Annotated in this window: 5 protein-coding genes and 2 pseudogenes; 5 read left to right on the forward strand and 2 right to left on the reverse strand. The window is 52.6% G+C overall.

Annotated features, from left to right (window positions below; all coding sequences use genetic code 11):
- Positions 1 to 665: 665 nt before the first annotated feature.
- The 4 genes and pseudogenes from IFT60_RS17465 (at position 666) to IFT60_RS17480 (ending at position 6,932) form a co-directional block, all read left to right on the forward strand.
- Positions 666 to 2,150, forward strand: coding sequence for an NYN domain-containing protein (locus IFT60_RS17465; protein ID WP_192053841.1), 1,485 nt, complete (start codon positions 666 to 668; stop codon positions 2,148 to 2,150).
- 129 nt (positions 2,151 to 2,279) lie between these two features.
- Positions 2,280 to 2,678: a hypothetical protein gene (locus IFT60_RS17470; protein ID WP_192053843.1), complete on the forward strand. Its 399-nt coding sequence runs from the start codon at positions 2,280 to 2,282 to the stop codon at positions 2,676 to 2,678.
- Between the two features lie 100 nt (positions 2,679 to 2,778).
- A pseudogene (locus tag IFT60_RS17475) lies at positions 2,779 to 4,206 on the forward strand (IS1182 family transposase); the annotation flags it as partial.
- Between the two features lie 1,409 nt (positions 4,207 to 5,615).
- Positions 5,616 to 6,932 (forward strand): hypothetical protein, encoded by a 1,317-nt coding sequence (locus tag IFT60_RS17480; RefSeq protein WP_192053845.1) that lies wholly within the window; start codon positions 5,616 to 5,618, stop codon positions 6,930 to 6,932.
- Positions 6,933 to 7,653: 721 nt separating this feature from the next.
- Here IFT60_RS17480 and IFT60_RS17485 read toward each other — a convergent pair.
- Together IFT60_RS17485 and IFT60_RS17490 are read right to left on the reverse strand one after the other, a co-directional pair.
- Positions 7,654 to 8,631, reverse strand: a complete 978-nt coding sequence (locus IFT60_RS17485; RefSeq protein WP_192053847.1) for an AlbA family DNA-binding domain-containing protein — start codon at positions 8,629 to 8,631, stop codon at positions 7,654 to 7,656.
- A 392-nt stretch (positions 8,632 to 9,023) separates the two neighbouring features.
- Positions 9,024 to 9,167: pseudogene (locus IFT60_RS17490) on the reverse strand (IS5/IS1182 family transposase); the annotation flags it as partial.
- A 493-nt stretch (positions 9,168 to 9,660) separates the two neighbouring features.
- On the opposite strand from IFT60_RS17490, the gene IFT60_RS17495 reads away from it, so the two are divergent.
- The gene (locus IFT60_RS17495; protein ID WP_192053849.1) at positions 9,661 to 10,245 is read left to right on the forward strand and encodes an ankyrin repeat domain-containing protein; all 585 of its coding nucleotides are present in this window, start codon (positions 9,661 to 9,663) and stop codon (positions 10,243 to 10,245) included.
- The last annotated feature ends 164 nt before the right edge of the window (positions 10,246 to 10,409 follow it).

The following is a 10,409-nucleotide window of genomic DNA, read 5'->3' on the forward strand; positions in this document are numbered from 1 at the left end:
AAGTGGACCCAGCAGGATTTTTCCGGAATAGAACATAGACGGTCTCTACTTCTTGAACCCGCCTGTTAGTAGCTGTTATGGATACGTGCAAATTAGGCCAATAACATTATTGGCCTATCTTCGATATAGTGCGATGCTATCTCTCTGCCTGGCTATCTTTGGAGGATGAATTGCGACCTCGCCGGTATTGCCATTGACCATAAGACCTGACAGCGGAATTAGCAATCACACCAGCAGTAAAGGCAATGGCGAAAGACACCAGCGACTTAAGAGGAGAATAGGGTGGCTGCATGTTTAAGCCGGGCAGTCTCTAAAACCAAGTGCAACACTCTTTCCTGTAGAGTGCCGCCATGCCCCGAATCTATACCCATCTGACGACGCAGGAGCGTGCCGTCGTGATGACCATGCGCGACGACCAGCACGTTTAATGAAGCCCTTTCTTCTGGTCAGAACGACAAGGTCGTAAACTAAGCTATTCTGAACTGTAATCGGCCAAGAGCGGACTCAAGCACTGAGGCGTACATTCTCCAGGAAGTCTAAATAGTTTCTGAAAGAAAATGGTATGCTGACATCAAGTTCTCCTGACACAGGTACAGCATGTATGTCACTCCAACCCCGCTACGCCTTCTAACTTTTTGCGGCCTGTCGCCCAGCAGGAGCGCACGATGAAAAGTGCGCTGTTCGTCGACTTTGACAATATCTATTCTGGGCTACGGCAGCTGGACCAAGCGACGGCCGATCGTTTCGCTAAGGCACCCATGGAATGGGTCAGCTGGATGGTCAATTCGCTGACGCTGCCAGAACACGTCACTGGCGCGCCCAAGCGCCGCATTCTTGTTCGGCGCTGCTACCTGAATCCCCAGGCCTACCAGCGGTTCCGGCCATATTTCAATCTGGCCGGGTTCGAGATCATTGATTGTCCGGCGCTCACGAGCGGCGGTAAGACCAGCACCGATATCCATATGGTACTTGACATTGTCGATCTGCTGCAGCATGAGGCCCACTACGACGAGTTCATCGTCTTGTCGGCCGATGCCGACTTTACCCCAGTGCTTCGCAAGCTGCGCCGCTGGGATCGACGCACGACGGTACTGGCGATCGGTTTTCCCTCCGCAGCTTACCGCGCGTCGGCTGATCTGGTCATCGATCAGGACGAGTTCGTGCGTGGGGCACTTGGAATGGCCCAACCGTGTGAGCCGGAATCGGCGAAACCTGTCTGCCCGCCTTCGTCGATTGCGGCCGTGGCCGATCTGGTTCGCATAGCGCTGATCCAGGCAGAGGCACCTGTTTCGCTGGCGAGCTTGGCAACCCAGGCTCAGGATCGAATCGACGCGCTGGATTCATCGTGGTGCGGACATGGTTCTTTTGGTGCGCTCTTGCGCGCCAGCGACATTGGGCCCTTGCGCATCTCTGCCCATAACGGCGGTGTTGTGTATGATCCAGCGCGGCATGGTGTGCCTGGGGAGAGTGGAACGGGGGAGGGCGCCGCGCCGAGTGTAGATGTCCGCGCGTTGACGGATCTTGTCCGGCGCGAGGTCCAGCAATCTGCCGAGCCCGTAGCGTGCGCGCGACTCGCGAGCCTGATTTCACGCCACGCGGGCGCAACTCCTGTCGACTGGTATGGCAACGGGAGCTTTCGGCGCTTTTTGGAGTCACTTGCATTGGCACCGTTGCAGTTTGACTGGAAAGTCGCCGGCGGCATCGTCTACGACCCAACGCTGCATGCGCGCGGCCTTGCTACAAGCCCGCCTACCGATCAAGAGTGGACTGGCGATGCTACGATCCTGGCGCTGGCCCGCCAGCTGCACGAAGTCGCAGGCGTTCCGCTGCTCACCCCTGCCCGTTACCGCACATTATTTGCTGTGCTGTCGTCTGACCTTGCTGCACATGGGTACAGTTTCCTAGACACTGCCAAGCGCGTGCGCGACGGCTGTCGCGACGTCGGCAATCCTGTCAGCCGCGCCGATGTCGACTTCGTGCTACGCGGCCTCGTGTTCCGGGGTCATCGATTTGATGAGCACCCGAATGCAGCGGTCGACCTATCTGCCAAGTTCGCTAATAACGTGCGTTCGCTTTGTCTGCGCGAACAGATCGTTCTGGACGTCCAGACAGACGCGACGATCCGTCATTGGATCAGCGCGCCTAGTTGAGTGCGATCAACAAAACCCATTGCTCGTGCGGACAGAACTACGCTGTACACGGAGTAATGATGCAGGGCTGCTTTCGGCCAGGAGCAGACGTTCAAGTCCTTACGATCCCATTTTTCACTCAGGAAAACCATGCGATTTGCTCTCGTAGCGCTGATGCTTCTATGCCCCCTTACGTCACTAGCAAACGGCCATTCGGATACGTTTGCTTCGGGAACTGTAGCTCTGCTCGAGCGCGAACTTCCTCAAATGAACAAAGCCGTAGCCGAAAAAGATCGAGCATATTTCGGCCCCGCTCTCCAACGGGTACAAGAATTCCTTTCTTCATGGGAGGGGCGCCAAGGGGGGGATGTGCTGGAGCTGAACAAGGCATGCACGGATGCGGCAACAGACTTTCTAATCGTCGGCCTTTGCAAGATTTCGCCTCCAGGATCGATTTGCGAGCCAACCACCTTCTTTCCCAAAACAGAGCGCAACATTCAACAATGCCGTGCTTTAGCCGCTCCAGCGATAGTGTCGGCGACAAAGTAGGAACGTCTGCTTCGGGTCCAGGCTGTGTAAAAACGTAGGCCGATGTAAACGAAACCGGTTCGGTAATCGTTGAAGAAGTATCTCATCACTGGGGTGCCAAATGAACCGCTTTATCGAAGGCGAACATCGCGGACAAGGGACGCTGCTTCCTGAACTCTTGGACGACTACGTGGCTGAGGATAATCCAGTCCGTGTGGTCGATGTATTTGTCGAAGAGCTTGATCTTGCCAGCCTCGGATTCGGAAGCGTGCACCCGGCCAAGACTGGGCGGCCAGCCTATCATCCTGCCGTGCTGCTCAAGCTCTACATTTACGGCTACCTCAATCGTATTCAATCGAGCCGGCGGCTTGAGCGTGAGGCCCAGCGTAACATCGAGCTGATGTGGCTCACGGGACGCCTGGCGCCCGATTTCAAAACGATTGCGAACTTCCGAAAAGATAATAGCAAAGCGATCGGCAAGGTCTGCCGGCAGTTCATTGTGCTATGCCAGCGGTTGGATCTGTTTTCGGATGCAGTCGTCGCTATCGACGGCAGTAAATTCAAGGCCGTCAACAGCAGCGACCGGAATTTTACCGATGCAAAACTCAAGCGCAGGATAGCGGAGATCGAAGCGAATATCGGTCGCTATCTGGCAGAACTCGATACCGCTGACCGGCATGAACCGGCCACTGCACAGTCGAAAAGGGTTCGGCTCAACGACAAGATCGCAGCGATGAAATCTCAAATGGCGACACTCAAGGAAATTGAAGCGAAGCTGATAGAGACTGGCGAAACGCAGATTTCGATCACTGACCCGGACTCGCGCTCGATGATAACGCGCGGTTCGGGAATTGTTGGCTACAACGTGCAGACCGCAGTCGACGCCAAGCATCATTTGATCGTTGAGCATGAGGTGACTAATAACGGCAGCGACCGCGACCAATTGTCAGGCATGGCGAAGAAAGCCCGTGCCGCAATCGGTACGACGACGTTGACCGTAATTGCGGATCGCGGCTATTTCAAAGGCGAAGAAATTCTTGCCTGTCACGAGGCCGGCATCTCGGCTTTGGTACCACCCACGAAGACATCCGGCGCGAAGGCTGATGGTCGATTTGATAAGGCTGACTTCATCTACGACCTCCACAAGAACGAGTACCGCTGCCCGGCCGGCGAATCCCTGATATGGCGTTTTGCAAGCGTCGAAAAGGGTATGAAGCTGCATCGGTACTGGAGCTCGAACTGCAAGGGCTGCCACCTCAAGGACAAGTGCACACCGAGTGCGCAACGGCGAGTGTCCCGCTGGGAGCATCAGGATGTGCTCGACGAGATGCAGAGGCGCCTTGAGCAGAATCCTGGTGCCATGAGAATTCGGCGTTCCTCGGTTGAGCATCCGTACGGGACGATCAAGTCCTGGATGGGAGCAACACACTTTCTGACGAAAGGATTGGAGCGCGTGGCAACCGAGATGAGCCTGCACGTGCTCGCCTATAATTTCCGGAGATTGATAGCGGTGCTCGGTATCCCCGGCATGCTGGCTGCGATCCGGGCCTATGCCCGTTTTCTGCAGCGTTTTAGCTTGCTCTGGAGGCTTCCTTTGCTCAAACTGCCGAAAGTGTCGGGCAGAGGTCAGGCGGCGTCACAGCCCTTCCTGGCACTCCACAATTAACCAAAGCCTTGCTGTAACTGGTCACGCCGCTCGGTTTTATGTTTTTACACAGCCTGGGTCGGAAGCGGACGCTACATAGGTCCGTAACCGGCCCGAAGCAGACATCGCGAAGCTACTTCATTAAAATTTTGATCAAAAGCAATACAAGGAAATAATTGATGTGGTTGACAAGGATCGCATTGGGCCTTGCAGTGATATTGACCGTATCTATGGGCTATGAAGTGAGCTGGCGGCATTATCGAGTACGTGAATTTGTACCGTCGCCGACAGGGCTCTACATTGCAAGAGTTGGTAACGGTTTTTTCGGGTACCCGTCATATGAGACCGAGGTCTATGTTTGGCCAAAATGGGCGCCAGTTCCTAGCCTAATGGCGACACAGGTTCTTGATGCTCCATGTTCTGTGAAGCTTGAATGGGAGGGTGACCACGAGCTGCGCATCATTTGCCCCCGCCCAGAAGGAGCTCCACGAATTAAAAATCACCCGTGGGCGGTCAAAATAATTCTTGAAACACCTTCGTGAAGAATTTGTATCTCGTACGACGTATTAGGTGACCAAGTGTAGAACGGCGTCCGCTTTGGGTCCAGGCTGTGTAAAAACGCGAGATCCGTATGTTTCAGGGGGTCTCTTTACCATTCCCGGCATCGAGAAAACGCCGTAGCGGGCGTTTTAAGAGGTCGAGTGTCGTCGCCGTGCCGCCGACTTTGCGTTTTTACACAGCCTGGGCCGATTACAGACGTTCGGAACGGCTCAGTGTAGGACGCTGCTGCCGTGAAGACAAAGAACAGGTTTGTTAGGCGCTCGTAGCCTCGGTTGCTTTGGTAGTGACGTGCGCCATATCTGCCGGTCGCTGCTCGGCGCCGCGAGCCCGTGTTGGGCATGCGCCTCACCGCGTACTGGCTCACAAGCTTTGTCGCATACGTCTCGACGCCGCCTTTCCGACAACTGTAGACCGGCCACACCTTACAGCCATTGATGGCCGCTAGGCCACCGCCAGCGCAGGATCAGTACGGCTGAACACCGCGTCGTCAATGTGTAGCATGACTCGCTCCTCAGTTCACAGGAAAGACGACCTCAACGGAGACAAAACCAGTAATATAATAAGATCAATAGAATTCCCGCTATGAGTCCTGCGCAAGAGCTTCTGATTGACACCGTGAATATGGTTGCACAGCTTGCTTTACCCTTCAACGTAAGAATCGCGTGTAATCACACAAATCGTGCGAGCGGGGCGGCAATCACAAAATCGCGTTAGCATAATTATTCATTTTATTAACGAAAGCGTAATGTTAAATGACACCTTCTGAGAGCCGCTTATTTGATGCATGCGTAAAACTGTTTGGAAAAGCGAACTGTTACTCTTCACCATTTAGAAAACAAGGTGACGCAGCGAAAGGCACCGGCGATGGAAAAGAGCTCTGCGATGTCATGGTCAGGTTTGGGAAGCAACTTATTATTTTTTCCGATAAGGATTACCCGAACGTGATGGCGGATTCGAAGAAAATAATGGAAGTAGGCCGAGCTGTCATTTGGCGCAGATGGGAAAAGCCAGCGATTACAAAATCTTTTGGTCAATTGCGAGGCGCAAAACGATGGATCAAGGAACATCCAGATCTAGTATTCAAAGACAACGGCTGTACCGTTCCAATCACGGGCTTAGCTGAAGGGCTAGAGAAAATTCACTTGGTCGCGGTGGCACGGGGTGCAAACACCGAGTCCGAACGATATTTTCTAACGCAGCGGGAAGATGCGGATGACAAGAATGAAAGCCCGGTGTCGTCTTCTAGCGTCGAGACCACTGCATCGTTAATGCAAGAGTATGGCACCCTGCCTGAGGTTAACGAAGACGATCGACTTTTCGTAGTCAATGTATTAGCTGAAAATGGCGACCTCATCCATTTAATAGATGAGGTCGGATTTGTCATCCTATTCGACAATTTGTGGCGTCCCGATGATTTTGTGAATTACCTAGTAGAAAAGGAGGAATTTTTTAATAAGCACAGCTATGGTGTCCTGGCGGGGGAAGAAAATTTACTGGCATCGTATTTAAGTGCCATGGTGCACGCAGAGACCCCGAGCTTTACCTTCCTTGCCACGAACGGAGGAACCATCGATGTCAAATCTGAAGAGTTGGAGCAGGATAACAATCAGCAGGTATTTTTTGTAAAAGATGGTCTTTTTGACAAGCTCATGAATTCAAAATATTGGAAAATTTTTTCTTTGAAAAGTAAGAACTTAACCGAGATATTTCATCTGCTGCTCAGTGAGAAGGCATTGGCGTATGTCGGTGTTGTACTCGCAGAAGAGATTCGAAAACTGCCGCAATTGGCAGTCAATGAAATAGCACACGAAATCCGTGAACTGTTGGCGACAGGGTGTACCGATACGTCAATCTTATGGCGTGTCTGGCAGTCCAGACACAGCAACCTTAATTTTGTATTTTGCCGGATGCCGAACATGAAAAATCATAACGCTGAGCGATATATCAAAAAACTGGCGAGCAAAGATATAGGTTTTGAGGACGCTGGCAACACTGTTCGGATTGGGTTCTGTTTGGAACGATTAGCCCAAAGCGACAATGTCCACATCATGGCGATAACGCATTCCTAATATCGTGGACCGGCACTTTGACAGAGTTCAGTAACATGTCGGTTTGAGAAGGAGCGCTAGACATGTGATCGCGCGTCGTCTGGCGTTTTCGGGTGCAACGGACCGCGTCCAATGTAGACTAGCAAACACGCACATGCCGTGGAGAAGTGGCTCTGTGGTGTAGTCTCAAGGTCACCATAGTAGGAGTAACACGGACCACGACGTTAAATCGCAAGCCCGGCCATCTGGTTGCGACCATTTACCCGCACAGCGACGCTCACCCAGATGAGGCGTGCTGAACCAAATCCTTCGCCTCGGTGTCCACGTACGGCACTTAGAGCGCCTAACAAAACCTGCAGGGTAAGGCTCATCGTCCAAGACAGTACGACTGTACGGCGAGACGATGCAACGCAGCCATGCGGGTTTTGTTAGGCGCGCTTACCTGCCGTCGTCGCATGCGGCGCTGTGGTGACGGGCTGTCCCTAAACATTTTTTGCGCCATGCTGGGCCCTCGCACGGATTGTCTACGCGAATGGCTGAGCCCTTCTGTTTCAAGCGGCCGTACGCGCATCGAATCATCATCTATCCATATTGTTGTGTCAGATTTGCTCTAGTAGTAGGACGCCAGTCATTATGACAACTAACGCAGCATAAAAACGCATATGCTCGTTACCAACTGGTACCGGTCCTTGGCGCCCGATCGGTACGGCCTGATGCCAAGGATTAGCTGACGCAATAAAAATTATGCAATTAGAAGGCGACGAATTTCTTCAGCCTTGGCTGGACGCGCGCTCGTGCCATAGCGAATAAAGACGCGATCATCGGACATGCAGGGCTTTTCAATAATTTCTAACACGCGAACTATAAGAACACTTTTCCCTGGATTCGAAGTCAATGGAAATGCGCGGAACGTCATTTCGGGGACTGGCGAACAACGATCAGAAGCAATGCTGCCGATCGTTAATTGAATTTTATCTAGCGCGTGGTGTGGAACGCCGACCGCTTGCCCATTGTCGTCCACCCCAAGAAGAATCGATCCGCCGCCGCGTAGGTTCGCTAACGCGCAGATTTCCTTCGCAGTTTTTTTGGTGTCCTCTGGTAACTGTGCCTTAAAATCGTAGGTCGGATGTTCTAGCTCTAATGCCATGTCGTCCAACGTGCGCTGATGAAGGCTTATCAAATACCGGTCAAGGTCAGAGGTCAGTTCTTCAACATGACAGGGTCCTGGGGCGGGACCGATGCCGATCAGCATAAAAGGGTGCATGAACGGCAGTGGATGTAAGTCGCGTACTAAGCTGGCTACCTGTTCAAATAAGGCGGTGCCGGCAGATAGAGGAGGATGCAGGTCACAACTCGCCAAGACGATGACGGGCAAAAGGTGCGGATGCGTGCGTAAAAGAATCGGAAGCTTTGCAAAAATAAACGTGAGCGCACTGGCGATGTTTCCACCGATAAATTCAACAGCCAGATTTTCCTTGCTTAAGTCAACTCGGTGTCTCGACGGCCCAAATTGGAAAGAGTCGGGCTTTGCATTCCAACCTTGCGTGACGAGAGCTGCGCTTAACTGAAAAAAAATATCTTGCGATTCAGGAACGGAAGGCGCGGGCACATGAGAAGATAGTGCGGCGAGTCCATTGTTAAATTCATTGATAAAGCTTGGATAATCCATCTGGATTTTTCTCCAAGCGCCGAGGTGACTAAGAACTGATTGAATTTGCATACGGTCGCCTTCTCGATTTTTTTAAAATCTTCCCACCGTCGGTGCCTGATCGAATCGCCACCAGCGACGCTGGGTTCGTCGTTTAGAGAAAATGCCACTTATTTAAAAGAAATGAAGTGCGTTTGCACGTCATCGATCCATCTAGCTGGGATTATAAAACGTCCGTATTGAACATAGATCAGTTCCTGTTCGCGAAGCGTTTCTTTAGTGCGTTGACGATCTTATCGCAGAATCATCGATTGTAAACAGGAATTATTTTTATTTAAAAAAAATCTGCAATGGCCTATTGCGAATCTTGTGATAGCCCCACTGACGTGCTACGTAAATACATTGGTGAATTTGTTGACATCAGGGCGCAAGATGTATTGACATTTTAATTCGGCTAAGAGCGCCTAACAAAACCGTTCGACATATCGCCAACAGATGAGCGAGCAAGCGAGCGAAAGGAATACCTGATGGATATCTGCTCGCCTCTCGTGCCGAATGCACAACCTGCGAAAGCGGTGTAGCCATCCCAAGGTGCGCTCAACTACCCACGTCCACAAAATGATCAGTCTACCGGAATTGTTGCCAGTTGGGAAAGTCTGGTCAGCCTTGTTGCAACGGGCGGCACGTCCGCTGTCGACCCGAAGCGGACATGGTCTGCCGGAGTTCTCGCGTCCCTATGTAGTAGGCCCGGCCGGGTGACTCCAGAGAGCCACCGTTAGCAACGTTCTCAAGAACTCGTCCTTTTGCACCATGGTCCAACCTGAAGAGTACAGCCTGTAGGTGACGCGCAGCTTGTCATGCCGGACAATGTCAGCGGTCGTATTCTCGTTAAGCTAGTTGCTCCAGTCGGCTCAAAACAGTTCGCCAGATGGAGTGGGAGACATGTTGAGTGCCTTTGGCACCAAGCATCCTGTAACCGTGGAAAGTCTCGGGCGGTCATGATCGGTCCGGAGCCGATCCGAAGCGAGCGCCCGTGGACTGCGCGGCCCCACTGTCTCGTATCGATGCTGGATTCTGATGCGGCATCGTCAGCAGCTTGCTATGTTATTGTGTAATTCTCAATTCACCGTCGTGGTAGCGAATTCTGATCTTATGAGCACAACGTTGTTTGGCACAATAACGAGGGGTGACATCGATGGAATTGTCGCTGCAATTCAGGCGGGTTCTGACGTAAACAGTTTTGAGAAGCCAGACGGCGACAGCGCGCTTACAGTGGCTGTTCAATTCTTCGAATGTCCGACCGAGCGGCACACAGCGTTGCATATTCTGCTAACTGCGGGTGCCGATCCCAAGCTCCTTGACAAGGAGTTCCTTGGGCCCTTGTTCTGCGCGATGCTCGCCCAAGATGCGGTGGCGCTACAAATTCTGTTGGCAGCGGGGGCTGACCCGTCACTAGAACATCGTGGCGTGGGAGAAACACTATATGAAGCGGCCGAGTTCGACTATCTCCTCGAGACCTGGATGATGGAATTACCAGAACAACCATCGGAAGCAGATAAGGCTTCTGAAGATGCATGGTTACGGTTCTTGACTCGAATAGCGGCCGAACACGGCAAGCCTACGCCCGACTGCATGTCGGTATTGTGGAGTGCAGGTGCATGTCGGTCACTGAGGAAATTAGGCTAGGTAGGGTCCACGGTGGCGATCGCGGCCGAGTCCAATGCTGAGTTCAACAAACAGCTTCAGCAGAATACGGCCATTTTGCTGCGTCTGCTTTCGACCCAGGCTGTGTAAAAACGCAAAGTCGGCGGCACGGCGACGACACTCGACCTCTTAAAACGCCCGCTACG

Origin of the sequence: Massilia sp. CFBP 13721, from assembly GCF_014842025.1 — a bacterium.
In the GTDB taxonomy this organism is placed as follows: domain Bacteria; phylum Pseudomonadota; class Gammaproteobacteria; order Burkholderiales; family Burkholderiaceae_D; genus Telluria.

Excerpts from the sequence above, each read along its gene's own strand:
- IFT60_RS17465 (WP_192053841.1), top strand. The coding sequence starts at position 666 with ATGAAAAGTGCGCTGTTCGTCGACTTTGACAATATCTATTCTGGGCTA.
- IFT60_RS17485 (WP_192053847.1), bottom strand. The coding sequence starts at position 8,631 with ATGCAAATTCAATCAGTTCTTAGTCACCTCGGCGCTTGGAGAAAAATC.
- IFT60_RS17470 (WP_192053843.1), top strand. The coding sequence starts at position 2,280 with ATGCGATTTGCTCTCGTAGCGCTGATGCTTCTATGCCCCCTTACGTCA.
- IFT60_RS17495 (WP_192053849.1), top strand. The coding sequence starts at position 9,661 with ATGTTATTGTGTAATTCTCAATTCACCGTCGTGGTAGCGAATTCTGAT.
- IFT60_RS17480 (WP_192053845.1), top strand. The coding sequence starts at position 5,616 with ATGACACCTTCTGAGAGCCGCTTATTTGATGCATGCGTAAAACTGTTT.